This window comes from Ralstonia sp. GX3-BWBA, from assembly GCF_003290055.1.
Classification (GTDB): domain Bacteria; phylum Pseudomonadota; class Gammaproteobacteria; order Burkholderiales; family Burkholderiaceae; genus Ralstonia; species Ralstonia holmesii.
The window spans coordinates 102,951-128,537 of the sequence record NZ_QMKS01000010.1 but is presented as its reverse complement, the minus strand read 5'-3'; the positions used below and the strand labels follow the sequence as shown (position 1 = coordinate 128,537).

28 protein-coding genes are annotated in these 25,587 nt (G+C 64.0%); 5 read left to right on the top strand and 23 right to left on the bottom strand.

The window, feature by feature from the left end:
• On the top strand, window positions 1-180 hold a 180-nt coding region (locus DOD19_RS27720), incomplete at its 5' end, for a hypothetical protein (RefSeq protein ID WP_204360063.1).
• Here the strand turns inward: DOD19_RS27720 and bioB are convergent.
• The 14 genes from bioB to DOD19_RS14010 all read right to left on the bottom strand — a co-directional run bounded on the left by bioB (window position 164) and on the right by DOD19_RS14010 (window position 14,809).
• Entirely contained in the window at window positions 164-1,246 is a 1,083-nt protein-coding gene (bioB, locus tag DOD19_RS14085; protein WP_024976849.1) for a biotin synthase BioB, read from the bottom strand. The genes DOD19_RS27720 and bioB overlap by 17 nt on opposite strands.
• A gap of 43 nt (window positions 1,247-1,289) precedes the next feature.
• Entirely contained in the window at window positions 1,290-2,084 is a 795-nt protein-coding gene (locus tag DOD19_RS14080; protein ID WP_112186157.1) for an enoyl-CoA hydratase/isomerase family protein, read from the bottom strand.
• Complete coding sequence (locus DOD19_RS14075; RefSeq protein WP_112186156.1) at window positions 2,081-3,019, bottom strand: prolyl oligopeptidase family serine peptidase; 939 nt, start codon at window positions 3,017-3,019, stop codon at window positions 2,081-2,083. Before DOD19_RS14075 ends, DOD19_RS14080 begins: the two co-directional genes overlap by 4 nt.
• A gap of 30 nt (window positions 3,020-3,049) precedes the next feature.
• On the bottom strand, window positions 3,050-4,657 hold the full coding sequence (locus DOD19_RS14070; RefSeq protein WP_112186154.1) for a carboxyl transferase domain-containing protein: 1,608 nt from the start codon (window positions 4,655-4,657) through the stop codon (window positions 3,050-3,052).
• Window positions 4,658-4,685: 28 nt separating this feature from the next.
• Entirely contained in the window at window positions 4,686-5,126 is a 441-nt protein-coding gene (locus tag DOD19_RS14065; RefSeq protein ID WP_112186152.1) for a YchJ family protein, read from the bottom strand.
• Window positions 5,126-5,815 carry an HAD family phosphatase gene (locus DOD19_RS14060; protein ID WP_112186150.1) on the bottom strand — a complete coding sequence of 230 codons (690 nt, stop codon included), beginning with the start codon at window positions 5,813-5,815 and terminating at the stop codon, window positions 5,126-5,128. The genes DOD19_RS14065 and DOD19_RS14060 overlap by 1 nt, the downstream gene beginning before the upstream one ends.
• Before the next feature lie 63 nt (window positions 5,816-5,878).
• Window positions 5,879-6,484, bottom strand: coding sequence for a 2-hydroxychromene-2-carboxylate isomerase (locus DOD19_RS14055; protein ID WP_045202366.1), 606 nt, complete (start codon window positions 6,482-6,484; stop codon window positions 5,879-5,881).
• 40 nt (window positions 6,485-6,524) lie between these two features.
• Window positions 6,525-7,655 carry an acyl-CoA dehydrogenase family protein gene (locus DOD19_RS14050; RefSeq protein ID WP_112186148.1) on the bottom strand — a complete coding sequence of 377 codons (1,131 nt, stop codon included), beginning with the start codon at window positions 7,653-7,655 and terminating at the stop codon, window positions 6,525-6,527.
• Window positions 7,656-7,665: 10 nt separating this feature from the next.
• Window positions 7,666-8,388, bottom strand: a complete 723-nt coding sequence (locus tag DOD19_RS14045; RefSeq protein ID WP_112186146.1) for an SDR family oxidoreductase — start codon at window positions 8,386-8,388, stop codon at window positions 7,666-7,668.
• Between the two features lie 9 nt (window positions 8,389-8,397).
• Window positions 8,398-9,579, bottom strand: coding sequence for an acetyl-CoA C-acetyltransferase (locus DOD19_RS14040; RefSeq protein WP_024976840.1), 1,182 nt, complete (start codon window positions 9,577-9,579; stop codon window positions 8,398-8,400).
• A gap of 673 nt (window positions 9,580-10,252) precedes the next feature.
• On the bottom strand, window positions 10,253-10,933 hold the full coding sequence (can, locus tag DOD19_RS14025; RefSeq protein WP_024976839.1) for a carbonate dehydratase: 681 nt from the start codon (window positions 10,931-10,933) through the stop codon (window positions 10,253-10,255).
• 23 nt (window positions 10,934-10,956) lie between these two features.
• Window positions 10,957-12,792: a bifunctional isocitrate dehydrogenase kinase/phosphatase gene (aceK, locus tag DOD19_RS14020; protein WP_024976838.1), complete on the bottom strand. Its 1,836-nt coding sequence runs from the start codon at window positions 12,790-12,792 to the stop codon at window positions 10,957-10,959.
• 159 nt (window positions 12,793-12,951) lie between these two features.
• Window positions 12,952-14,133, bottom strand: a complete 1,182-nt coding sequence (locus DOD19_RS14015) for an isovaleryl-CoA dehydrogenase (RefSeq protein ID WP_024976837.1) — start codon at window positions 14,131-14,133, stop codon at window positions 12,952-12,954.
• 178 nt (window positions 14,134-14,311) lie between these two features.
• Window positions 14,312-14,809, bottom strand: coding sequence for a MerR family DNA-binding transcriptional regulator (locus tag DOD19_RS14010; protein WP_024976836.1), 498 nt, complete (start codon window positions 14,807-14,809; stop codon window positions 14,312-14,314).
• A gap of 185 nt (window positions 14,810-14,994) precedes the next feature.
• On the opposite strand from DOD19_RS14010, the gene DOD19_RS14005 reads away from it, so the two are divergent.
• Window positions 14,995-16,074: an MBL fold metallo-hydrolase gene (locus tag DOD19_RS14005; RefSeq protein ID WP_024976835.1), complete on the top strand. Its 1,080-nt coding sequence runs from the start codon at window positions 14,995-14,997 to the stop codon at window positions 16,072-16,074.
• A 33-nt stretch (window positions 16,075-16,107) separates the two neighbouring features.
• The gene (locus DOD19_RS14000) at window positions 16,108-16,494 is read left to right on the top strand and encodes an antibiotic biosynthesis monooxygenase (RefSeq protein ID WP_024976834.1); all 387 of its coding nucleotides are present in this window, start codon (window positions 16,108-16,110) and stop codon (window positions 16,492-16,494) included.
• Window positions 16,495-16,565: 71 nt separating this feature from the next.
• On the opposite strand, the gene DOD19_RS13995 is transcribed toward DOD19_RS14000, so the two are convergent.
• From DOD19_RS13995 to argS, 5 genes are all read right to left on the bottom strand, one after another.
• Entirely contained in the window at window positions 16,566-17,411 is an 846-nt protein-coding gene (locus DOD19_RS13995; protein WP_024976833.1) for a helical backbone metal receptor, read from the bottom strand.
• On the bottom strand, window positions 17,408-18,208 hold the full coding sequence (locus DOD19_RS13990; protein WP_024976832.1) for an SDR family oxidoreductase: 801 nt from the start codon (window positions 18,206-18,208) through the stop codon (window positions 17,408-17,410). The genes DOD19_RS13995 and DOD19_RS13990 overlap by 4 nt, the downstream gene beginning before the upstream one ends.
• Window positions 18,209-18,327: 119 nt before the next feature.
• Window positions 18,328-18,984, bottom strand: a complete 657-nt coding sequence (locus DOD19_RS13985; RefSeq protein WP_004633713.1) for a thiol:disulfide interchange protein DsbA/DsbL — start codon at window positions 18,982-18,984, stop codon at window positions 18,328-18,330.
• Window positions 18,985-19,145: 161 nt separating this feature from the next.
• Window positions 19,146-19,856, bottom strand: a complete 711-nt coding sequence (locus tag DOD19_RS13980; RefSeq protein WP_024976831.1) for an SPOR domain-containing protein — start codon at window positions 19,854-19,856, stop codon at window positions 19,146-19,148.
• A gap of 60 nt (window positions 19,857-19,916) precedes the next feature.
• Complete coding sequence (gene argS / locus DOD19_RS13975; RefSeq protein WP_112186144.1) at window positions 19,917-21,707, bottom strand: arginine--tRNA ligase; 1,791 nt, start codon at window positions 21,705-21,707, stop codon at window positions 19,917-19,919.
• Between the two features lie 177 nt (window positions 21,708-21,884).
• Between argS and DOD19_RS13970 the strand changes: the two genes are divergently transcribed.
• The gene (locus DOD19_RS13970) at window positions 21,885-22,208 is read left to right on the top strand and encodes a DUF1840 domain-containing protein (protein ID WP_024976829.1); all 324 of its coding nucleotides are present in this window, start codon (window positions 21,885-21,887) and stop codon (window positions 22,206-22,208) included.
• 127 nt (window positions 22,209-22,335) lie between these two features.
• On the opposite strand, the gene DOD19_RS13965 is transcribed toward DOD19_RS13970, so the two are convergent.
• The 3 genes from DOD19_RS13965 to DOD19_RS13955 all read right to left on the bottom strand — a co-directional run bounded on the left by DOD19_RS13965 (window position 22,336) and on the right by DOD19_RS13955 (window position 23,678).
• Entirely contained in the window at window positions 22,336-22,893 is a 558-nt protein-coding gene (locus DOD19_RS13965; RefSeq protein ID WP_112186142.1) for a ferritin-like domain-containing protein, read from the bottom strand.
• 35 nt (window positions 22,894-22,928) lie between these two features.
• Complete coding sequence (locus DOD19_RS13960) at window positions 22,929-23,360, bottom strand: DUF883 family protein (RefSeq protein WP_112186141.1); 432 nt, start codon at window positions 23,358-23,360, stop codon at window positions 22,929-22,931.
• Window positions 23,361-23,504: 144 nt separating this feature from the next.
• The gene (locus DOD19_RS13955; protein WP_004633727.1) at window positions 23,505-23,678 is read right to left on the bottom strand and encodes a DUF1328 family protein; all 174 of its coding nucleotides are present in this window, start codon (window positions 23,676-23,678) and stop codon (window positions 23,505-23,507) included.
• A gap of 223 nt (window positions 23,679-23,901) precedes the next feature.
• On the opposite strand from DOD19_RS13955, the gene DOD19_RS13950 reads away from it, so the two are divergent.
• Window positions 23,902-25,344, top strand: coding sequence for a CHASE3 domain-containing protein (locus DOD19_RS13950; protein ID WP_024976826.1), 1,443 nt, complete (start codon window positions 23,902-23,904; stop codon window positions 25,342-25,344).
• Between the two features lie 84 nt (window positions 25,345-25,428).
• Here DOD19_RS13950 and DOD19_RS13945 read toward each other — a convergent pair whose 3' ends face one another.
• On the bottom strand, window positions 25,429-25,569 hold the full coding sequence (locus tag DOD19_RS13945) for an entericidin A/B family lipoprotein (protein ID WP_024976825.1): 141 nt from the start codon (window positions 25,567-25,569) through the stop codon (window positions 25,429-25,431).
• Between the last annotated feature and the right edge of the window lie 18 nt (window positions 25,570-25,587).

Here is a 25,587-nt window from a genome sequence, read left to right as displayed (position 1 = left end):
CCTCCCTCCCTGCGACATAAATTCAAGGAATCCTTCGCCATCTCGGGCGCGCCTTTCTTTTGCTTACTTTTCTTTGGCAAGACAAAGAAAAGTGAGTCAGCCCCGGCAGGGGATGAAACAAGGGATGGACCACCAACAGAAAACCATCCCCAAAACCAAAGCCTCAGTCCGCCGGCGTAATGTCGATATGACAATGCGAAGAATGCGAGTGCGAAGCCTCCGCACCCTGATGCATGTGATCCTGCACGTCCACCCGCATCCCCAACCGCGCCAGCAGCTTCCGATCCGCATCCGCCTCCGGGTTGTCAGTCGTCAGCAGCTTCTCGCCATAGAAGATCGAGTTGGCGCCCGCCATGAAGCACAGCGCCTGCAAGGCATCGTCCATCGCCTCGCGGCCAGCGGACAGCCGCACCATCGCCTTGGGCATCGTGATGCGCGCCACCGCAATCGTGCGTACGAAATCGAACGGGTCCAGTTCTTCGTTGCCGGCCAGCGGCGTGCCTTCCACCTTCACAAGGTTGTTGATGGGCACCGAGTCCGGATACGGTTCCATGTTCGCCAGCTCGGCGATGAGGCCAGCACGCTCGTGCACCGATTCCCCCAGCCCGACGATGCCGCCGCAGCACACGTTGATACCGGCATCACGCACATGCTCCAGCGTGTCGAGCCGGTCCTGGTACGTGCGCGTCGTGATGATCTCGCCGTAGAACTCGGGCGCGGTATCGAGGTTGTGGTTGTAGTAATCCAGGCCCGCGTCCTTCAGTTGCGCGGCCTGTTCCTGCTTGAGCATGCCCAGCGTCACGCACGTCTCCAGCCCCATCGCCTTCACGCCGCGCACCATGTCGGCCACGGCATCGAGTTGATGCGGTTTCGGGTTGCGCCACGCTGCGCCCATGCAGAAGCGGCTTGCGCCGTTCTGCTTGGCGCGCGATGCGGCTTCGAGCACGGCGTCGATCGGCATCAGCTTTTCCGCCTCGACACCCGTGTCGTAGCGGGCCGATTGCGGGCAGTACGAGCAATCTTCGGGGCAGCCGCCGGTCTTGATGGACAGCAGCGTCGAGAGCTGCACCGCATTCGCATCAAAGTTGGCACGGTGCACCTGCTGTGCCTGGAACAGCAGGTCGTTGAACGGCAGCGCGAACAGCGCTTCGATGGCTTCGCGGCTCCAGCGCGCGTCGGGCGCCTGGCCCGGTGTGACGGGCGTCTTGGCGGCGTTCGGAACGAAGTTGAGCGGAGTGGATTGCATGAGGACTTCCTTCAAGTGATGCGTGGTTTCGTTGTTATGCGGATCAGGCCGGCAGCAGCCAGTTCGGCTTGCGCTTGCCCAGGAAACTTTGCACGCCTTCGCGGCCTTCTTCCGAAGCGCGAATGGCGGCGATGCGCTCAGCGGTATCGGCCAGCAGTGCGTCATTGACCGCGGCGCCAGACACCTCGCGCACGAGGCGCTTGCTCTCACGCACGGCGTTCGGGCTGTTGGCGACGAGCGCAGCGGTGATGTCAGCCACCTTGGCGTCGAGCGCATCTGCGCTCACCAGTTCATGCACGAGGCCGAGGCGATGCGCTTCGGCAGCCGAAAAGCGTTCTGCGGTGATGAAGTAGCGGCGCGACGCCTGCTCGCCCAGAGCGCGGATCACGTACGGGCTGATGGTGGCCGGAATCAAACCGAGCTTCGCTTCCGACAGGCAGAAGTTGGCCGTGTCGACGGCCACGACAATGTCGCATGCAGCGACCAGGCCGACGCCGCCGGCGTACGTATCGCCCTGCACGCGCGCAATGACTGGCTTGGGGCAGGTGTAGATGGCGCGCAGCATTTCGGCCAGACGCAGGGCATCGGCACGGTTCTCATCGTCCGAGTAGCCGGCCATCTTCTTCATCCAGTTCAGGTCGGCACCCGCGCAGAACGCAGGGCCGTTGCCCGACAGGACGATGGCGCGCACGCTGGGCTCATTGGCCAGCGCGCGGAACGCGCCGGTCAGCTCGGCGATGACAGTTTCGTTGAAGGCGTTGCGCACGTCGGGCCGGTTCAGCGTGAGCGTGGCGACGGCGCCGTGCTGCGCGAAGGCGAGGGTCTCGAAAGCGTTCATTCGGGGTCCTTGTTGGTGTCGGACTTGGGGTCGTCTGCGCCGGAGGCTTCAGCGTTGCTGCCCGGTGCTACCGCTTGCAGAGGGCCTGCGGGCAGGCCGAGTTCGCGCAGGAAGGCATCCACCTGCGGCAGCCAGATGGCAAGCCCTGCATGGCTTGCAAACATGCCGTGCGAGTCGCTCTTGAAGTTGCCGAAATCCACCAGCCGGCCGTTGCCGCCGGCACTGGTGTAGGCGGCGAACATTCTCTCGGGCATCGGCTTGGGCCAGTAGCTGTCGTTGTCGCCGTAAAACCAGAGCGATGGGTAGCGTGACTGGCGGCCGTACGTCTCGAAGGCGCGCACGAGGTTGCCTTCCCAGTCGACGCAGGTGTCGTTGCGCAGGCCGCCGGCAAAGTTCACCAGCCCACGCACGCCGGGGTAGGCGATGGTGCCGAAGGCCAGCGTGGTCAGGCCGCCATGCGACTGGCCCATGACGACGATGCGGTTGCGGTCCACGTACGGCTGCGCGGTCATGTAGTCGAGCGCGGCCACCACGTCTTCGGCCTGGATGATGCCGTTGGCTTCGACGTTGCAACCGCTGCCGATATACGCGCCGCCGGATTTGGAAAACCCCTGCCGCATCGGAATGGCCACCACGTAGCCGCGTGCGACCAGTGCCGCGGCCTGCTCGCTGTAACGGGCACGCGCTTGGAATGCTGCCTTGCCGCGCGCCTTGCCATGGTTGAGCACGATGAGCGGGAACGGGCCGTCGCCGGCCGGCTTGTAGACGGTCGTCTCCAGCTTGAGGGTGAAGATGCCCGCAGACTTGGGCACCTCCACGATGGTCTCGCTGACGCCGGACGGCGCGGTCTCGCTCGCAAGCGCGGTCGCAAGCAGCAGCGCGCAGCCAACGGCTGCCCAGACGCTGCGCCACGTTCGCGCGGTGATGCTGTTCACTGCAAATTCCCTGGTCGATGGACGGCCCGCTTACATGCGGAACACGCCGAAGTTCATATCGCCGATCGGCGCGTTCAGGCTGGCCGACAGCCCGAGGCCCAGCACGCTGCGCGTGTCGGCGGGGTCGATCACGCCGTCGTCCCACAGGCGCGCGCTGGCGTAGTACGGATGGCCCTGGCGCTCGTACTGATCGCGGATCGGTGCCTTGAAGGCGGCTTCTTCATCCGCGCTCCATTGGCCGCCCTTGGCTTCGATGCCGTCGCGGCGCACGGTGGCGAGCACGCTTGCGGCCTGTTCGCCGCCCATCACGGAGATGCGCGCGTTCGGCCACATCCACAGGAAGCGCGGCGAATACGCGCGCCCGCACATGCCGTAGTTACCCGCGCCAAACGAGCCGCCGATGATGACCGTGAACTTCGGCACCTGCGCCGTGGCCACCGCCGTCACCATCTTCGCCCCGTTCTTGGCGATGCCTTCGTTCTCGTACTTGCGGCCGACCATGAAGCCGGTGATGTTCTGCAGGAACACCAGCGGAATCTTGCGCTGGCAGCACAGCTCGATGAAGTGCGCGCCCTTGAGCGCCGCTTCCGAGAACAGGATGCCGTTGTTGGCGATGATGCCGACCGGGTAGCCCCAGATGCGAGCAAAGCCGCAGACCAGCGTCGTGCCGTAGCGTGCCTTGAATTCGTCAAACGCAGAATCGTCGACGATGCGGGCAATGACTTCGCGCACGTCGAACGGCTTGCGCGTGTCGGTCGGGATCACGCCGTAGAGCTCTTCGGCGGCGTAGCGCGGCTCGATGGGCGCGTGAATCTGCACTTGATCTGGCTTGCGGCGGTTCAGGTGCGCGACGATGCTGCGGGCCTGGGCCAGCGCGTGCGCATCGTTGTTGGCGAAGTAATCCGCCACGCCCGACAGGCGTGTGTGCACATCGGCGCCGCCGAGGTCTTCGGCGCTCACCACCTCGCCCGTGGCGGCCTTCACCAGCGGCGGGCCCGCCAGGAAGATCGTCCCTTGTTCCTTCACGATGATCGATTCGTCGCTCATGGCCGGCACATAGGCGCCGCCGGCGGTGCACGAGCCCATCACCACTGCAATCTGCGGAATGCCCTTCGACGACAGGTTGGCCTGGTTGTAGAAGATGCGACCGAAGTGATCGCGATCAGGAAACACGTCGTCTTGGTTCGGCAGGTTGGCGCCGCCCGAATCGACCAGGTAGACGCAGGGCAGGTGGTTCTGCTCGGCAATCTCCTGCGCACGCAGATGCTTCTTCACCGTCATCGGGTAATACGTGCCGCCCTTGACGGTGGCGTCGTTGCAGACGATCACGCATTCCTGCCCTGAGATGCGGCCGATGCCGGTGATGATGCCGGCGCCCGGCGCGGCGTCGTCGTACATGCCATACGCCGCCATCTGAGAGAACTCCAGGAACGGCGTGCCTGGGTCGAGCAGTTGCTGCACGCGGTCGCGGGGCAGCAGCTTGCCGCGGGCGAGGTGCTTGGCGCGGGCGTCTTCACCGCCGCCCTGGGCGATGCGTGCAACCTTGTCGCGCAAGTCGGCGACGAGCGCGCGCATGGCATCGGCGTTGGCCTTGAAGTCTTCAGCGCGGGGGTTCAGCTTGGTCTCTAGCGTCGGCATGGCAGCAGTGCAAGAAGGTCGGTGCGGTTCAGTCAGGGAAGGTGCCGTCGACGTACAGCCAACGGCCTTCGGCGGATTCAATGCCGCTGGCGTCCAGGCGGACGAAGCGGCTGGTTTCATGCAGGCGATGCGCGCGGCCGCCCACCTTGTAGCGCGCGACGAATTCCACCGTGGCATGCGTGGCGTCTTGCGGCGTGTGGCGCTTGACGTCCAAGCCAAGCCAGCGCGTGGCGGTGGCGTCTGCTTCGCTGGTTTCCAGGTCGGCAGGGCAGGTGGACGGATGCCACGTGCGGCGCAGATACGCCGTGTCGCCCAGCACGTAGGCGCTGTAGCGCGAGCGCATGAGCTGCTCGGCCGTAGCCGGCACGGCGTCGGCCGCGTGGAAAGGGCCGCAGCAGCGTGCGTAAGCGCTGTTGCCGCAAGGGCAAGCGTCGGCCGGGCCGATGGGCCTGGTTTGTGCGACAGGCATCAGCCCAGCAACTCCGGCAGTTCACGCATGTCGGTGAACGTGCGGGTGGCGCCAGCGGCGATCAGCGGGCCCGGCGCATTGCGGCCGGCGTACGCGAGCACCGTCATGCCGGCAGCGTGCCCGGCGGTGACACCCGTGGGGCTGTCTTCGATCACCAGACAACGCGACGGCGAGACCCCGAGGCTGCTGGCGGCCAGCAGATACACATCGGGCGCGGGCTTGCTGCGCTCGACTTCGGTCGCCGAGAAGATGCGCACGTGCGTGGGCTGGAAGTGCTCGATCAGACCGGTGCGGTTGAGCTGCAATTCAACTTTCGTGCGATCGGCGCCCGAGGCGACCGCCATCGGCAGGCCCAGCCTGGAGAGCACATCAATGGCGTGCGCGATATGCGGCACGGCTTCCACCTCGGCTTCGAGCAGCGCGTTGCGGCGCGCGTGGAAGGTGGACAGCCAGTTCGGCGGCAGCGGTGCGCCGCGCATCTCGGCAATCGCATCCAGTTCTTCGCGGATGGCCTTGCCCAGGAAGCGCTCGATGGAATCTTCCGGGCTGATGTTGATGCCAAGCTCGGTCAGCATCTGCCAGATCAGGCGGTTGACGAGGGGTTCGCTGTCGACCAGCACGCCGTCGCAATCGAAGAGGATCGCGTCAAAGTGCGGGTGGTTCGAAACAGAGGAAGTCACTGCAGTCATGCTCTCTTCGTAGAGGGTTCGTCAGCGGCGGCTCGTACATCGGCCGCTGTTTTGGAATTCGTTTTATATGCGTCCGTCGCGCAGCAACGCTTCAATCTGGTCAAATCGGTCGAAGCCCCAGAACGCTTCGCCGTCGACGATCACGTAGGGCGAGCCGAACACGCCGCGCGACATGGCCAGGTCGATCTCGGCCTTGAGCTGATCCTTGATCTGCTGGCTGCTTGCGCCGGCGTTGAGCGCGGCACCGTCGATGCCCATGGCGTCGGCAATCTTCATGACCTCTGCCGGTTCGCCGATGTTGATGTCGTCCACGAACAGCGCGCGGTAGAGCGCACGCGCAAAGTCGATGGCGCGGTCGCCGCCGTGGTGGTCATGTACCCACAGCGTGGCGCGCGCCGCGTATTGCGTGGGCAGTGGGAAGTGCGTCGGCTTGCGGTATTCGATGCCGTTGAAGCGTGCAGTGCGCTCGAAATCGCGCCATGCGTAATCGCCCTTGAGCGGCACCTGCGGCAGCGGGGAGCCGCCGGTAGTTTTGAAGACCACCCCCAGCAGGATCGGGTGCCATGCTGTCGCCCGGTTGTACCGCTGGGCGAGCTCTTCCACGCGCGTGCTGGCGAAGTAGCCGTACGGCGATGAGAAGTCGAAGTAGAAATCGATGGCCCCGTTCATGATGTGCTCCCCTGTTGTGCTGCGCCTTCCCCGAAAATGCCTACGCCAGAGCGCGGGCGATCAAGATCTTCTGGATGTCGCTCGTGCCTTCGTAGATCTGGCACACGCGCACGTCGCGGTAGATGCGCTCCACTGGGAAGTCGCTGACGTAGCCGTAACCGCCAAAGACCTGAATGGCATCGGAGCAGACGCGCTCGGCCATCTCGCTGGCGTTGAGCTTGGCCATGGACGCCTCTTTCAGGCACGGCCGCCCGGCGTCTTTCAGGCTGGCGGCATGCCAGACCATCTGTCGTGCCACATCCACGCGTGTGGCCATCTCGGCCAGGCGAAACTGCACGGCCTGATGCGCGAACAGCGGCTGGCCGAAGCTTTCGCGCTCCTTGGCATACGCCAGCGCTGCTTCAAAAGCCGCACGCGCCATGCCCACGCTCTGCGCGGCAATGCCGATGCGCCCGCCTTCCAGCCCCGACAGCGCCATCTTGTAGCCCGCGCCTTCGTCGCCCAGCAGGCAATCGGCGGGGATGCGGCAATCTTCGAACACGATCTGCGCCGTGTCGGACGAGTGCTGGCCGAGCTTGTCTTCCAGCCGCGCGACGATGTAGCCGGGCGTGTTGGTCGGCACCAGGAACGCGCTGATGCCGCGCTTGCCTGCTGCCTTGTCGGTCACGGCCATGACGATCGCCACGTCGGCATGCTTGCCGCTGGTGATGAACTGCTTCACGCCGTTCAAGACCCAGTGGTCGCCATCTCGCACGGCCGTGGTGCGCAGCGCCGATGCATCGGAGCCGACATGCGGCTCGGTCAGGCAGAACGCGCCCAGCATCTCGCCGCGCGCCAGCGGCACGAGCCACCGCTGCTTCTGCGCGTCATTTGCAAACGCCATCAGCATGCTGCACACGGGGCAGTTGTTCACGCTGATGACGGTGGAGGTGCCACCGTCGCCGGCAGCAATTTCTTCCAGGATCAACGCCAGCGAAAGATAGTCGAGCCCCGCGCCGCCCAGTTCTTCCGGCACGGCCACGCCATAGGCGCCCAGCTCGCCCAATTGACGGTGCACGTCTTTCGGGAACGTCGCTTCACGGTCCCATGCGGCTGCGTGCGGCACGATCGCCTCGCGCACGAAGGTGCGGATGGCGTCGCGAATCATCTCTTGCTCTTGGGTCAGCAGCATCGTTCCGGCCTCACCATTCAATGACGCTGCCGTCGTAGTTGCGGAACCCGCCGTTGTCGGCGCGCGTGGCACCGGCAATGACGCGGCGGATACCGGCCACGCTCTCCTGCGGCGTGATGGCCGCGCCCGCGCCGCCCATGTCGGTCTGTACCCAGCCCGGGTGGAAGGTCAGGCACGTGGCGTTCTGGGCGTCGATCGACACCCCGCGCAGCACGGCATTCACCGCCGCCTTGCTGGCGCGATACAGCCAGCCTCCGTTGCCTGTCATGTCCCCAATGCTGCCCATGCGGCTGGAGATCACGGCGAGCACGCCGCCCGCTTCGTCCGCGCCACCCGCACCATGATGCCCGGCTTCCACCATCGGCAGCACCACGGGCAGCACGCCCATCGGCGCCCACACATTGGTGTGCATCACGGCATCGAAATCCGCCTGGCTGACGGGCGTGGCGCCCTGCGTGCGCGGGCCGTAGATGCCCGCCACGTAGATCGCCACGTCCAGTGCTTCGCCGTCGAGCTTCCATGCCAGGCCGGCGACGGCGTTGGTGTCGGTCAGATCAAGCACGTGCGTTTCCGCGCCCAATGCCTGCAGCGCCTGCGCTGCTTCTTGCGTGCGCACGGTGGCAATCACGCGCCAGCCATCCGCACGGTATTGCTTGACCGTTTCCAGGCCGATGCCGCGCGACGCACCCAGGATGAGCGCGGTGCGCGTGCGGCGGGACGTTGCGTTCGTCATGCGCGTGCCTTAGTAGAGTTCGATGCCGACAGCCGTGGCTTCACCACCGCCGATGCACAGGCTTGCCACACCGCGCTTGCCGCCGCGGTGTTGCAGCGCGCCCAGCAGCGTCGCGATCAAGCGCGCACCTGACGCGCCGATCGGATGGCCCAGCGCACACGCGCCGCCGTTCACGTTCACCTTTTCGTGCGGGATGTGCAGGTCGTGCATGGCGGCCATCGGCACCACGGCAAACGCCTCGTTGATCTCGAACAGGTCAACGTTGCCCGAGTTCCAGCCGAGTTTCTTGAACAGCTTGTCGATGGCCGTAACCGGTGCCGTGGTGAACCAGCCTGGCGCTTGCGCGTGCGTGGTGTGGCCCAGCATCACAGCGAGCGGCGTGATGCCGAGTTGCTTGGCAGTCGACTCGCGCATCATCACCAGCGCAGCCGCGCCATCGTTGATCGACGAAGACGACGCGGCCGTCACCGTGCCATCTTTCTTGAACGCGGGTTTGAGCGAGGGGATCTTGTCGACCTTGATGCGGCGCGGGCCTTCATCGGTGTCGATGACGGTGTCGCCCGCCTTGCTCGACACGGTAACGGGCGTGATCTCCCAGCGGAACGCGCCGGATTCGGTGGCCTCTTGCGCGCGGCGCACGGACGTCATCGCGAAGTGGTCCTGGGCCTCGCGCGTGAAGCCGTATTTCTCGGCGCAGTCCTCGCCGAAGGTGCCCATGGCGCGGCCCTTGTCGTAGGCATCTTCCAGGCCGTCGAGCATCATGTGGTCGTAGATCATGCCGTGGCCGATGCGATAACCGCCGCGGCCTTTCGGGATCAGGTACGGCGCGTTGGTCATGCTTTCCATGCCGCCCGCAACCACAACATCCAGCGACCCTGCCAGCAGCGCGTCGTACGCGTTCATCGCGGCGCGCATGCCCGAACCGCACATCTTGTTGACCGTGGTGCAGCCGACTGACAGCGGCAGGCCCGCGCCCAATGCGGCCTGACGTGCCGGCGCTTGCCCCTGGCCCGCAGGCAGGACGCAGCCCATGATGACTTCTTCAATCTGTTCCGGTTTCAAGCCCGCTCGCTCGACTGCCGCACGAATGGCGGCAGCGCCGAGTTGCGGAGCGGTGAGGCTGGCGAGTTCGCCTTGGAAGGCGCCCATCGGGGTGCGGGCGGCGGAGGCGATGACGATGCGGTCGGACATTGCTGCAATCTCCTGGAACTGTGCTTGGGACAAGTTCTGCACTTGTGGTGCAGGGGTTGTGTGTCTCTTGCTTTTTGGGTGGGCCTTGTTGGTCCATCTCCGTTTCGTACCCTGCCGGGCACGACATACTTTTCTTTGTCTTGCCAAAGAAAAGTAGGCAAAAGAAAGGCGCGCCCGAGATGGCGACCCCTTCCTTGAATTTGTGTAACCGGGCGGAGATGGGGAAAACTCGCTGCGCTCAGACAGTTCCCCATCTTGTTTCCGCCCGCTTACACAAATTCAAGGCGCCATCTAGGGCAGGGTACGGCCACACAATCTGTGTGTTGACCTAGCTGGCTCTTGGTTGTTGCTGTGTTGCCGTTTGCTTCGCTTCGCGTCTTGCCGCGTACTCACTACTGCGTCTGTGCTGCGATGGTGTAGCCGTTGATGCCCTAGATGGCGCCTTGAATTTCTGTTGCAGGGAGGAAAAAGAGGGGAGGCCTGTCTGAGCGAAGCGAGTTTGCCTCCCCTCCCTCCCTGCGACATAAATTCAAGGAATCTTTCGCCATCTCGGGCGCGCCTTTCTTTTGCTTACTTTTCTTTGGCAAGACAAAGAAAAGTGAGTCAGCCCCGGCAGGGGATGAAACAAGGGATGGACCACCAACAAAACAACCCACCCCAAACACAAAAAAAATCAGAACCCCACCGGACTAGGCGTACTCCCTTCCTTCCCATAATTCAGCCAAGCCTCACCAAGCTGAGCATGCAGTTCCTCATTGGAATTTGCCGCCATCCCCAGATTGCGCAACATCCCGTCCTTCACGCCGTAAATCCAGCCGTGAACGGTCAGCGGCTGCCCGCGATCCCATGCGTCCTGCACGATCGTCGTCAGGCACACGTTGTTGACCTGGTGAATCACGTTCAGCTCGCACAGCCGGTCATGCTGATCCTGCTCACGGACCACCGTACCGAGATACGTTTCGTGTTGCTCGGCCACGTCACGCACGTGACGAATCCAGTTGTCGGCCAGTCCGAAACGTTGCTTGGTCAGCGCGGCCTTCACGCCCGAACAGCCGTAGTGGCCGACCACCGTGATGTGCCGGATCTTCAGCACTTCCACCGCAAACTGCAGCACCGACAGACAGTTCAGGTCCGAGTGCACCACCACGTTGGCGATATTGCGGTGGACGAACACCTCGCCCGGCGGCAGACCGATGATCTGGTTGGCAGGCACACGAGAATCCGAGCAGCCGATCCAGAGGTATTCCGGGTTCTGCTGGTTGGCCAGGTTGGAGAAGAAATCCGGGTCTTCAGCGTGGACGCGCTCGACCCACTTCCGGTTGTTCTCGAACAGCTCTTTGATGCGATGTGGCATGGTTTCCCGTCGTGTTGAGAGAGTTAAGCGGCGGCGCGCTGCAGCGTCGTGTTGTCTTGCGCTGCGTTGTCGGGCGCGCTCGCGCCGTAGCGATTGACGAAGCGTTCGGCTGCGTCATACGCGTAGAAATCGTGCATCTGCCCGGAGAGCAGGCGCTCCTTGTACCCCTGCCACATGGAGGCTTCGAAAAAGTCTGCGTGGTGCTTCAGGAAGGCTTCGCGCACGCGCGTGTCGCCTAGCAGGAACGTGCGGTATGTCTCCGGGAAAATGTCATGCGGGCCGACGCTGTACCAGACCTCGCCGGACATCTCTTCTTCTTCCGTGCGCGGTTCGGGTACGGTGCGGATGTTGCAATCGGTGAGATATTCGATCTCGTCGTAATCGTAGAAGACCACGCGGCCGTGGCGCGTCACGCCAAAGTTCTTGTACAGCATGTCGCCCGGGAAGATGTTCGCGGCGATGAGTTCCTTGATGGCGTTGCCGTATTCGATGATGCCGTGCTCGACCTGCGCATCGGTGCCTTCGTGCAGCCAGATGTTCAGCGGCGTCATGCGGCGCTCGATGTAGACGTGGCGGATGACGATCTCTTCGCCGCCGTCTTCGCTGCGCTGGTATTCGACCATCGACGGCGCGTGCTTCTCCAACTCCTTGATGAGGTCGTCATCAAAGCGCGAGAGCGGGAAGGCTACGTCCGAATACTCCAGCGTATCGGCCATGCGCCCCACCCGATCGTGGCGCTTCACAAGCTGGTACTTGCTCTTGATCAGCTCGCGCGTGGTTTCCTTCGGCGGCGGGAAGTAGTCCTTGATGACCTTGAACACGTACGGGTACGAGGGCAGCGTGAACACCAGCATCACGAGGCCCTTGATGCCGGGCGCGATGATGAACTTGTCCGACGAGTGCTGCAGATGATGCAGGAAGTCGCGATAGAACAGATTCTTGCCCTGCTTCTGCAGGCCGAGCGAGGTATAGATCTCGGCGCGCGGCTTGCGCGGCATCAGATCACGCAGGAAGGTCACGTAGGCAGACGGAATCTCCATGTCCACCATGAAATACGAGTGCGTGAACGAGAACAGGATCAGCAGTTGTTCTTGCTGCAGCAGCACCGTGTCGAGCGAGAGCTGGCCCGCGGCATTGCGCAGGATCGGTACGGCCAGCGGAAACGTTTTGTCTCCGTTGATCACGCGCCCGATGATGTACGCGGCCTTGTTGCGGAAGAACAGCGACGACAGCACATGAATCTGGAAATTCGGCGCGATGCGGAAATCGCCAAAGTGCTCGCCCACCGCGCGCACGATGTAGCCGATGTCGCGCTCCAGATCTTCAAACGGCGCGTTGAGCTGGAAGTTGTGGACGATGCGCTCGAAGCAGGCGCCTAGGCCGTCGCGTGTGCCGGGGTAGTAGGCGCGGTACGTCGGCTTGGTGGGCGATTCTTCGTTCTCGATGTATTCCGTCGAGATGGCCGGGCGCACGAAGATGAAATCGTTGTTGAAGTACGAGCGGTGCAGGATGCGCGTACACACCGAGTTGAAGAAGGTCTCGGCGCACTCGGGCTGGTGATGGTTGGTCAGCAGGCCGATGAAATGCAGCTTGATCTGACGCCAGATCTCGTCGTCGATGTTCTCTGCGTCGTATTCGTCTTCGAGGATGACCGATGCTTCGCGCACGCGCTCGTCGTAGTAGGCGATGCGGTCGCGCTGCAGTTGCTGCAGGCCGGCCCAGTCCCCGGTCTCGAACGCAGTCTTGGCCTGTACGCTGACTTCTCGGAACAAGCGGTAGTGCTTGTCGAAGCCGTCGAGCATCGTGCGGGCGACGTCAAAGGCGATCTGCGACGAGAGGAGCTTGGGGAAATGGGACATGGCGTGTGCGCGGGGAGGGGCAGGGAAGCGGCGAAACCAGCAAACCAGGCAGACCTAGATTGTATTGTCTTCGGTGCCGTGTTCGCGTCCTGAAACCGTTGCGCCTCCTTATCCGTTCGGCTGATGGCCCCGTGCCACCAGCCCGCCTGCTCCCGCCCGTTACATCGTCTCTGCGTACAGCTCCCGACCGATCAGCATGCGGCGGATTTCCGACGTGCCGGCGCCAATTTCGTAGAGCTTGGCGTCGCGCCACAGGCGGCCGACCGGGAATTCGTTGATATAGCCGTTGCCGCCCAGGATCTGGATGGCTTCGCCGGCCATCCAGGTGGCCTTCTCGGCCGTGTAGAGGATCACACCGGCGCAGTCCTTGCGGACTTGGCGCACGTGGTCGCGCCCCAAAGAGTCGAGGTTCTTGCCGACCGTGTACAGATACGCGCGGCAGGCCTGCAGCGTGGTGTACATATCGGCCATCTTGCCCTGGATAAGCTGGAATTCGCCAATGCTCTGGCCGAACTGCTTGCGGTCGTGGATGTACGGCGTGACCACGTCCATGCAGGCCTGCATGATGCCGATCGGGCCGCCGGAGAGCACCGCGCGCTCGTAGTCCAGGCCGCTCATCAGCACCTTGGTGCCGCCGTTTTCCTGGCCAAGGATGTTTTCCACCGGCACTTCCACGTTCTCGAACACCAGCTCGCCGGTGTGCGAGCCGCGCATGCCGAGCTTGTCCAGCTTCTGCGCCACCGAGAAGCCCTTCATGCCCTTTTCGACGATGAACGCCGTCATGCCGCGCGCACCCAGTTCGGGATCGGTCTTGGCGTAGACGACCAGCACGTCGCAGTCGGGGCCGTTGGTGATCCACATCTTGGTGCCGTTGAGCACGTAGCGGTCGCCTTTGAGCTCCGCGCGCAGTTTCATGCTGACGACGTCAGAGCCGGCATTCGGCTCGCTCATCGCCAGGGCACCGACCCATTCGCCCGACACCAGCTTGGGCAAGTACTTGGCCTTCTGGGCCGCCGTGCCGTTGCGGTGGATCTGGTTCACGCACAGGTTCGAGTGCGCGCCATACGACAGGCCAACCGACGCCGAGGCACGGCTGATTTCTTCCATGGCGATCATGTGCGCCAGGTAGCCCATGTTGGCGCCGCCGTACTCCTCGGCCACCGTGATGCCGAGCACGCCCAACTCACCCATCTTGCGCCACGCGTCCATCGGGAACTGGTCGGTGCGGTCGATTTCGCCGGCACGCGGTGCCAGCTCGCCCTGCGCCCAATCGCGCACGGCCGAACGCAGCATCTCGATGTCTTCGCCCAAGTCGAATTTCAGGCCGGGCAGATCAATCATGGTGGTCTCCTTGGGCGCGGCTCAAGCCGCTGGTGTCTCTGAGTAATGGGTCTGGCGCTGTGCGGTGCACGCCGCTTGTGGCGGGCGCACCGGTGCCGGAAGGGTGCTTTAAGGTGTTGCGTATTGTATTGACGTTTACGTAAACGTCAATGACCGGTTGTTACGTAGATTTGCGGAATCAGGCGGCCTTGCGTCGCTTGGGCGGCTTGCCCGTGCCGCCCTGCGCGTCTTCCAGCAATCGACGGCACTGGCGCTCATGCTGGTCGATCTCGGCCAGTTGAGCGTTCAGATCTTCCAGTTGCTGTGTAAGCACCGCGCGGTGTTGCGCCAGCGACGCCAGGAAGCGTTCCAGTTGCGGCACCGTATCGCGCGGCGACTCATACAGATCCAGGATCTCCTTGATCTCGCCCAGCGACAGGCCGAGCCGCTTGCCGCGCAGGGTCAGCTTCAGGCGCGTGCGCTCGCCGGCCGAATACACCCGGCGACGCCCGCCCGGGCCTTGGCGATCCGGCGCCAGCAGCCCCTGGTCTTCGTAGAAGCGGATGGCGCGCGGCGTGATGTCGAACTCGCGGGCAAGGTCGGTGATGGTGAAGCTAGCGTCGGCAAGCTCACCGGCATCGCCCGATTCAAGATCGGCGGCGAGCGCGGCGGCGGCAGACGGAGTAGAGGCAGACATGCGGCGAGGAACGGAGTAACGACAGAGGTGTGATTGCGCATGCACGCCGGGCAGCGACATTAAGTTTTCGCTTAAGATGGAAGACCGGCGGCAAATTGACGTTTACGTTAGCGTCAATGGCGCCAAACCGCAATCGCAAAGACCGCCCCGAAGCACCCAAAGGCGGCGACCGAGACCACATCCCCATGAACGCGCTCGAACACCAACTCGACTATCCCTTTGGCGACACGCTTCCCGAAGGCGGCACGCGGTTTGAAGTCGCCCCCGGCGTCTACTGGCTGCGCATGCCGCTGCCGTTTGCGCTCGATCACATCAACCTTTGGCTGCTGCGTGATCGGCAGGACGGGAAGGAGGGCTGGACGATCATCGATTGCGGCATCAACCACGAAGCAATTCGCGGGTACTGGGAAACGATCTTCGCGAACCACCTCGACGGCCTGCCGGTGCTGCGCGTGCTGGTCACGCACTGCCATCCGGACCACGTTGGCCTCTCGAACTGGCTGTGCGAAGGCGGCGACGAAAAGCGCTGGAACGTGCGCCTGTGGATGAGCCTGGGCGACTACGCCTTCGCGCGCATGCTGGTGGGTGGCACCGGCGCGTCGAATGCAGGCGGCGAATTTGCCGCGCGCCATTTCGAGCGCCACGGCTTGACGGACCCGACCTCCATCGAAGGCATCCGCAACCGCAAGGATTACTACAGCACGCTTGTGCCGGGCGTGCCGAGCCAGTACCGCCGCCTGATGGATGGCGATGTCGTCGCCATCGGCGAGCACAAATGGCGTGTCATCACCGGCTTCGGCCACGCGCCCGAGCACGTCGCGCTTTACAGTGAAGATGCCAACGTGCTGATTTCCGGCGACATGGTCCTGCCGCGCATCTCCACCAACGTGAGCGTGTTCGATCTGGAACCGGAAGCGGATTCACTCACGCTGTATCTGGATTCGCTGGGCAAGTACGAGCCGCTGCCTGCGGATGTGCTCATCCTGCCGTCGCACGGGCGGCCGTTCCGCGGGCTGCATACGCGCATCCAGCAACTGCGCGACCACCATGCGGACCGGCTGGCCGAAACGTTGGCTGCGTGCAAGGCCGCGCCGCAATCGGCACGCGACATCGTCAATGTCATCTTCAAGCGCCAGTTCGATGTGCACCAGATGACCTTCGCGATGGGCGAGGCGCTCGCCCACCTGCATGCGCTGTGGCATCGCGGCGAACTGGTGCGCGAAACCGGCGCGGACGGTATCGTTCGATTCCACGCAACTGCATAACCGCACAACCCGTGCTTTCCACCGGAGCCGACCATGGCTGACCAGCATGACGTTCTCGACGACAGCGCCGTCGTCCTGCCGTTTCCCGCGCAAACGCCCACTGCGCCCTATTACGCCGTGATCTTTGCCTCCACGCGCACCGACGGCGACAACGGCTACGGCGCCATGGCCGACCGCATGGTGGAGTTGGCGCGCAGCATGCCGGGGTTCCTCGGCATCGAGTCCGTACGCGATGAACTGGCCGGCGATCAGGGGCGGCCGGGCATCACGGTGTCGTATTGGTCGTCGCTGGAGGCCATTCGCGAGTGGAAGAACCAGGGCGACCACCTTGCCGCGCAGAAGCTGGGGCGCGAACAGTGGTACGCGTCGTACCACCTGCGCATTGCAAAGGTGGAGTACGACTATGGGTTCGAGCGATAACGCATCGCTGCGGCCAACGAAAAACCCGCCAACCGGCGGGTTTTTTTTGGCTGCGGCCAGATGATTTCACTTTAACGCAGCGTCTTCGCAAACTGCCCCAGATACCGCACGCCATCGATCGCGCGGCTGCCGTACCACGACACCATTTCGCCATCGACGAGGTAGACCGGTTTGCCGATCTGCTTTTCCAGCGCGTCGACATGCTCTTCGGTAAAGCTGTAAGGCTCGGTGGAGAGCAGCACGCAGTCGATGTTGCGCACCACCTCATCGCTCCAGCGGAACGTCGGGTAGCGCGTGTCCGGCCGGTTGGGGCGGGCGCAATCGCCGCTCTTATCGGTACCGCATTGCACAGGCGCCGGATCGTCCGGCCACGTATGGCAGTTCACGAGCTTGAGCATGCGCGAGATGTACGTATCGCGCGACACCGTCATCCACGGGTCTTGCCAGATGGCGTACAGCACGCGGTGCGGCAGGAAGTGGCGGGCGCGCAGCGCTTCCAGCTCCTGCGTGAGCGCGTCGGATAGCTTCTGCGCCTGCGCCTCGCGGCGGAAGATGCCGCCCAGCAGCTGGTATAGCGCGAGGTTGTCTTCCGGCGAGCAAGGATGCGTGACGATGATGTGCGGGATGAATTCGCGCAGCTTGTCGACGGTCGGGCGCGTGTTCTCGTCAATGTTGACGATGACGTGCGTGGGCGCCAGTTCGCGCAACTTGTCGAGTTTGACGGTCTTGGTGCCGCCGACCTTCGGTACGTTGCGCACCGCTTCGCGCGGGTGGATGCAGAAGCCGGTGCGGGCGACGAGTTGATCGCCCAGGTCAAGCGAGAACAGCAAATCGGTAATCGAAGGGACCAGGCTGGCGATGCGCGGTGTGGTGTCGACAGGGGCGTGCGCGAGGCCAGCCGCATCGGTGTAAGTCATGACGAAATCTCGGGGTTGCGGGGTTTGCGCCCGGCGCGCGCAAATGCAAAGTCATAGAGCCCGCGCGGCAGCACGTGCAGCAGCTTGGCGACGACGCCCATCTGCCATGGCAGCACCGTGAAGCGCACGCCGCGATGGATCGCATTCACGGCTTTCTGTGCAAAGCGGTCCACCGGCATCAGGAAGGGCATCGGATACGGATTGTGTTCGGTCATCGGCGTCTGGATGTAGCCGGGGGCGATCGTCACCACGCGCAGGCCAAGCGGGCTGAACTCCACGCGCAGGCTCTCCATCAGCTTGATCACCGCCGATTTGGAGGCGCTGTACGCCGCCGCACCCGGCAGCCCGCGCACGCCGGCCACGCTGGCAATGCCGACCAGCGTGCCGCCTGGCTGCCCAGGTTTGGCGCGTGCCAGCATCGGCCCGACGAACGGCTGGAACGTGTTGAGCACACCCATCCAGTTGGTGTCCATCACGATGGCAAAGGCTTTCAGATCACCGGATTCGCGCAAGTCCGTGCCGACCGAGATGCCGGCGTTGGCGATCACCACATCGGGCAGTCCAACTGCGGCGATAAAGACATTTGCCGCATCGCGCATGGAATCGGCGCTGCGCACGTCGGCAGCGTAGCAATGGCAGCGGCTCCGGATACCGGCAGGCAGCGTCTGCACAAACTCATGGAGCGCGTCGACACGTCGTGCGACCAGCCCGATCGTGGCGCCCTGCGCTGCGTACTGACGTGCCAGTGCCTGCCCGATCCCGCTGGAAGCGCCCGTGATGAAGACGATCTCGCTCATGTCGATGTCCTGTTGGTGTGAAGATGTGAAGAAGGCCGACGCACAAAAAACGCCCGCACAGGGGCGGGCGTCGATGGCGGTGTCACGCCCGGGCAGAGGCCCGGAAACGCGGCAACCCGTCACATCTTGCGGTTGCGCACCTGGTCGACGAGGTAGTCGAGCGTTTGGGCGGCGCCCACGTTGCTGCCTGCATCTGCCGGCGAGGTGGTGTACTTGCCCTGCACGACCACGGTCGGCACGCCTTCGATCTTGTACTGATCGGCCAGTTGCGCGGCGCGTTTGGTATTGGCGTTCACACTGAACGAGTTGTAGGTGTCGCGGAACTGCTTTTCATCGACGCCGTTGGCGGCCATGAACTTGGCGATGTCATCCAGTTCGGACATCGAGCGGTAGTTCTTGTGCAGTTGGTCGAACACGCGGTCATGCAGCGTCTTGCCGCTGGCGTCCTTGGCGTCGAGCTTGCCCAGCGCTTCCAGCGTGTAATAGATGCGGGTATGCGGCTCCAGCTTGGCATTGAAAGCCACCGGCACGCGCTTGATCACCACGTCTTTGCCTTGCTTGGCGACCCACGCCGTCCAGGTGTTTTCAAAGTCGTAACAGTGCGGGCAGCCGTACCAGAAGAACTCGGTCACTTCGATCTTGCCTGCGGGCACGGGCTGCGGCGTTTGCAGCACTTTGTATTCCTTGCCGGCGGTGGGTGCGGCATTGGCCGGCGCGGTCATCAGGAAGCCGGCGCCGGTGGCGAGAGCGATCAGGAAAGCAGCGAGTTTTTTCATGGTGAATGGACGACGGATTAGACGACGAACTGGACGAAGCAACGGAAAAACCAGCGAAATCGAGTGCCGAGCCGCTCGACGCGGGTGTCAGCGTAACTGAATCTCAGGTTTCTGACCGATCACAGCCCGCCGGGTTCACAGCGGGCTGCACGGACTTCACGTTACTGGCGGGCGAAGCGGATGACCGATGATTCCACGCCCGTCGACTGCAGGCGGCTGCGCACGGCGGTCATCTCGTCGAGCGAGTTGAACGGCCCCAGCCGCACGCGATACATGGTGGCGCCGTTCACCTCGCGCTGCGTCACCTTGGCTTCAAAGCCTTGCATGGCCAGATTGCCCTTCTGGCGCTCGGCGTCTTCGGAGGATTTGTAAGCGCCAACTTGCAGGAAATAGCCCGTCTTGGCGGCATCCTGGCGGGCGATCTCGGCAATCGGATCCGTCACCGGCTTCTCGTTGGAGGCAGTGACCGGCGGCTTGGGCGGCTTGGCGCCCGGTGCGCTTGCCACCTGCGGGGTCGAGCCCGGCTGGGCCGGGTGGATGGTGATGCCCGGCGGCGGATTGTTCTGCTCGGCGGCCTGATCGACCGGCTTGGCTGGCACGCGGCTCCACAGCGGCGCGTTCGGGTCCGCCGCCTGCGGAGCGCTCGCCTGCGGCGCGGGTTGCACCGGCACCGGAAGCGTGTTGACCACGTTGCCCGCTTCGCTCGGCTTGGGTTGCGCGCCGCCACGCGAAACGAAGGGCACCGGGGCCTTGGTGATGTACACCGCCACCACCACGGCGATCGCCAAACCGACGATCAAGCCGAGCACCAGACCCAGAAACGTGCCGCCCCGTTGCGAGCGGGCACGGGAAGATTGCGTATTGCGTGCCATGTCGATCCTTCTAGAAGCGCCCGATTATAAGAGCGCCGTGTGATGCCAAATCGTGCGCATTTACATCTTTTGCGGCGCGGACACGCCAATCACCGCCAACCCGTTGCGCAGCACCTGTCGCGTGGCAGCCAGGAGCGCCAGACGGGCACGCTTGACGGCCTCGTCATCGACCAGCACGCGATCGGCGTTGTAGAACGCGTGGAAATCGCCCGCGAGGTCGCGCAGGTAGAAGGCCACGGCGTGCGGGGCCAGTTCGCGTGCGGCGTCGGCCAGCATGTCGGGGAATGCGGCCAGGCGTTGCACCAGGGCCGTCGCCTGCGGGCTGACGTCGGGGCCCGTCACCGCGGCCAGATCTGCGCTGGTGAGCGAGGCGGCGTCAACGCCTGCGCGTTCGAACACCGAGCAGATGCGGGCGTGAGCGTACTGCACGTAGTACACCGGGTTCTCGTCGCTTTGCTTGAGCGCCAGATCGACGTCGAAGACAAATTCGGTATCGGCCTTGCGCGACAGCAGGAAGAAGCGCACGGCGTCGCGGCCGCGCGTGAAGCGTGCGGGCCAGTTCGGCTCGCCGGCGTCCACGCAGGCGCGGATGGTGTCGACGCCGGCTTCGCTCTCGGCGTCACCGTTGGACCATTCGATCAGGTCGCGCACGGTCACGTACGAGCCGGCGCGCTTGGAAATCTTGACCTCGGCGCCGTCCTTCATCACCGTGACCATCTTGTGCAGGACGTAATCCGGATAGCCTTTCGGGATGCCGATGTTCAGGCCCTGCAGGCCGGCGCGCACGCGGGCGATGGTGCCGTGGTGGTCGCTGCCCTGCACGTTGATGACCTGTGTGAAGCCGCGGCCCCACTTGGTCGTGTGGTACGCAACGTCGGGCACGAAGTAGGTGTAGGCGCCGTCGGACTTGCGCATGACGCGGTCCTTGTCGTCGCCGTCGTCGGTGGTGCGCAGCCACAGCGCGCCTTCCTGCTCGTATGTCTTGCCGGCGGCAACGAGCGTATCCACCGTCTGCTGCACCTTGCCTTCGGTGTAGAGCGACGATTCCAGGTAGTAGCGGTCGAACTTCACGCCGAAGGCTTGCAGGTCGATGTCCTGTTCGTTGCGCAGATACGTCACGGCAAAGCGGCGGATGGCTTCGATGTTTTCAACGTCGCGCTCACCCGTCACTGGCTCGCCATCGGAGGCGCGTACCGTTTTGCCGGCGAGGTAATCGGCGGCGATGTCGGCAATGTAGTCGCCGTTGTAGGCGGCTTCGGGCCAGTTGGCATCACCGGGTTTGAAGCCGCGCGCGCGGGCCTGCACCGAGACGGCCAGGTTGTGGATCTGCACGCCAGCGTCGTTGTAATAGAACTCGCGGTGGACCTTGTGGCCTTGCCAGTCGAGCAGGCTCGCCAGCGCATCGCCCAGCGCGGCTTGGCGGCCGTGGCCGACGTGCAGCGGACCGGTCGGGTTGGCCGAGACGAATTCCACCAGCACGGGCGCGCCGTCATGTGTATTGGCGGCGCCGTAGCGATCGCCTTCCGCAAACACGGCGGCAATCACGTCGGCGCGCGCGGCGGCCGACAGGCGCAGGTTGATGAAGCCGGGGCCGGCGATCTCAACGGCGGACACCAGGCGCTGGCCGCGGGCATCGGCGCGGATGGCGTCGGCGATCTTGCCGGCCAGCTCGCGCGGATTGGTGCCCAGCGGCTTGGCGAGCTGCAGCGCGACGTTGCATGCGATGTCGCCGTGCGCGGCCTGCTTGGGGCGCTCCAGGACGATCTCCGGTCGGGCTTGGCCCTCGGGCAGCAGGGAGCCGACGGCGTCGGACAACAATTGGGCGATCGTCTGTTTGTGGGAGGGCAGCATAAAGAAACCATGACGCCGACAGTGCTGAAATGGATTGAAATCCAGTTCTGGCGCCGCCAGTTGCGTTGTTCGGGGAAAAGTACGAAATTTTATCAGGTGAGCCGTGGTCTCAGAGGTATCCGCCCCCAGTCATGGCAATCTGCGGCTCCCCCACCCAACCAAGGGAAACAAGAAATCATGATCACCTTTACTTCGCACGCTTCGCAAAAATTCTCGATGCAGAAGGATCTCGCCATGGTGTTGCTGGGCGTGATCGGCAAGACGCTGGGCGAGCGCGGTGTCATTACGCCCGAAGAAATGCCCCACGCCATCGATCGCCTCAAGCGCGCCATCAAGGATGACACGCACCAGGCACATATCAAGGTGGCCGAACTTTCGGCGCCCGAGCTGGACGAAGACGGCGAAGAAGAGCCGCCACATCTCGGCCAGCGCGCCTATCCGCTGCTGCACATGCTGGAAGAATCGCTGGTCGAAAAATCCAGCGTGCTCTGGGGCGTCTGAGCTTCGGGCGCAGGCCCAAAAAAATGCCCGGCCGCCAAACGGGGCGGTCCGGGCATCCGGCCACACGGGCCGGGAGCGGGGGAGGGGGCTGGCGCGTTGGCCGGTGTCTCGTCCTGCTGCGGTTGCGTTATTGGTCGTGGAGCATGTCGGACAGTTCGTCCGCGTGTTCTTCCTCAACGGCCAGAATCTGCTCCAGCACGCGCCGCGTGGTGGGGTCTCGGTCCCCGATGTAACGGATCATCTCCAGGTAGCTGTCGATCGCAATCCGCTCGGCCACCAGGTTCTCCTTGATCATGTCGACCAGGCCGTCGCCTTCCACGTATTCAGAATGGCTGCGCGTGGATAGGCCTTCCGGGTTGAAGTTGGGCTCGCCGCCCAGTTGCACGATGCGCGTGGCGATGCTGTCGGCGTGCGCCTGCTCCTCGTTGGCGTGCACAAGGAATTCTGCGGCGATCGGTTCTGCATTGATGCCCTTGGCCATGAAGTGGTGACGTCGGTAGCGCAGCACGCAGATCAGTTCCGTGGCCAGCGCCTCGTTCAGCAGCCGCAGCACGGTTTCCCGATCGGCTTTGTAGTCTCCGGTCACCGCGCCTTCCTCGATGTGCTTGCGGGCACGTTCGCGCAAGGTTTTGATGTCGGTGAGGAAGCCGCTTTCCGAGGGGGCGGCGACGTTGGTCCGGCTCATGTGTTTGCTCCTGCGGGGTGATTGGCGGGGGTGGTCTATTCGCTGCTGGCGTCGCGTCGGCTGCTGCCGCCGGCCAGCGCGACGACCAACCCGATCGCTGCGCCAATCGCCACGGCTACACCAACCGACTTGAATGGCGCCGCGGTAATGGTTTCTTCGGTGCGATCGAGCGCCCAGTCCATGCGTTCGCGGGCTTGCTGCGCGCGGTCGTTGGCGGCTTGGCGCAGTTGGTCGGCACGCGCATGCAGCGTGCGGCTGGCGCGCCGGGCTTCGGTGCTGCCTTCGTCGGTCAGTGTATGGATGGCGTTTTCGAGCGATCGCAGCAGGCTCTGCACGTCTTCCACGGCGGGGCGAGCGGCGTACCGGGCGTGGTCGACGGCGTCGCTGGCACTGTTCATGGCGCGGTGCGCGCGATCATTGACGTCATCAATTCGGCTTCGGACGCGTTGGCTGGCAAAGAGTGACATGGTGAAGCTCCTCATCGTGGCGCCGCGGGAGACATACACCGGCGGCGCAGTTGGTTCGGGTGCGATTTCGGCTTTTGCGAAAGCGGGCCGTATGCCAAAGGGTCTAGCAAGACACGGGCCGCGCTACCGCCTGGGTGGTCCGCGCTAATCGACGGCCTTGAAGACGGTGACGCCCAGCACCAGAAACAGCACGAACAGCACCACGAAGATGAAGAACAGGACCTTGGCGATACTCGCCGCGCCTGCGGCAATGCCGGTAAAGCCCAGCACGCCGGCCACCAGGGAAATGATGGCGAAGATGAGTGCCCATTTCAGCATGTTGTCGTCTCCGGTTCGGATGGATGGAATGCAGGGCAGCCGCGTATTGGGTGAGAGGCCGGCGCCCTGTCGCGTACTCCCACGCACATCGCGTGCCTGACCGGGGTGCGCCCCAAGTGTCGCGCGGCGCGCCCACGCGGTATCATCCGAATTGCCAAAAAAACACAAACGCAACGCGCGCCGCGTCGGGCGGTTTGACGCGTTTCCTATGGGTCTGCATGCCATGCGGTCATCCTTGCGCTCCACTCTGCTGCTCGCCGGCGGCATTCTGCTGACGCTCGGGGTGCTGATTGCCTCGGAGACGGGCAACATCCGCCTGAGCCAGGGCTATCGGCAGGTGATTCAGTCGCAGCAGGCTGAAACCGCCATCAACGAACTGCTTGCCGAGCTGGTGAACGCCGAGGCCGGGCAGCGTGGTTTCCTGCTCACGGGCAAGGACGAATACCTCGATCCGTACAACAAGGCCATCCCGCATATCCACGCGTTGATGGCAGAAATTCGCGATCACTACGCCAACGATCCGGACGCGCTGAAGCTGTTCTCTGAGACGGCGCTGCAGGTGAGCCGCAAGCTCACCGAGATGGAACTCACACTGATCTACGGCAAGCGTGACCTGGAAGTTGCGCTCGATCTGGTGCGCACCGATTTCGGCAAGGCGTCGATGGAAGCGGTGCGCCAGGGTCTGGATCGGCTGCGTCAGCGCGAGATTGCCACGGTGGCCCGCAGCCTTGAACACGCCGAGCGCGATCTGGCGCTGTCGCGCTACGGCATTGCGCTCATCACGGCGGTCAACATCATCCTGCTGGTGGTGCTGGGCATGCAGCACGCCAAGCGTCTTGCCGTGACGGAGCGCGAGCGCGACATGGCGGAGGAGGAAAGCCAGAAACTCGACCGCATGGTGCGTGAGCGCACGCGGCAGTTGTCCGACTTGGCCGCCCACTTGCAGCGCGTGACCGAGGACGAGAAGACGCGCCTCGCGCGCGAGCTGCACGACGAGCTGGGCGCTATCCTCACCGCCACCAAGATGGACCTGCACTGGCTGCGTTCACGCATTCACGCCAACGAGCCGGCCGTGAGCGAAAAGATCACGCGCGTGATGGCCCACGTGGATCAGGGCATCCAGATCAAGCGCCGCCTGATCGAAGACCTGCGCCCGACGATCCTGCTCAACCTGGGTTTGGTGGAGGCGCTCTCGCAGTTGACGGAGGACGTCGGCACGCGCAACGGCTGGCACACGGAAGTGAGCCTGCCCGACGACATGCCCAAGCTGACCGACGATGCGGCCATCGCGCTGTATCGCATCGTGCAGGAATCGCTGACCAACGCATCGAAATACGCGCATGCGACCACGGTGTCAGTGGCGCTCGATGTGGATGACCAGGGCGTGCGTTTGCGCGTGCGGGACAACGGCCGTGGCTTCCCGGCCGACATCGAGCGGCGCCGCATGGTCGGCCATCACGGACTGCTGGGGATGGAGCAGCGCGCCATTGCGCTGGGTGGCACGCTCGTCATCGATTCGATGCCCGGTGGCGGCGTGACGATCATCGTTGAACTGCCTCCCAGCGATGCCGTATTCGATCGAGGTGCGGCCAACGAACCGTCGGGCATGCAGGCGCTGACTGGCGGTATTGCGCCCGCGCCGGGCCACGGTGGCGCGACGGTGTGAGTCGCCCAGCGTGATGTCAACGCCCAAACAAAAAAGCCCCATCGCGGGGCTTTTTTGTTTTTGATGCCGGTGTAGCTGACGGCGTTACATCTTCTGCTTGGCGTTGTCGGCCGAGTTCTCCAGCTTCTGGCCACCGGTCTGGAGGTCCTTGCCGGCACCGGCCATGGTGTTGCAGCCGGCCAGGAATACACACGTCAGTGCAAGTGCGGCACACAAGGTCTTCATCGAACGCTCCTTGGGGGT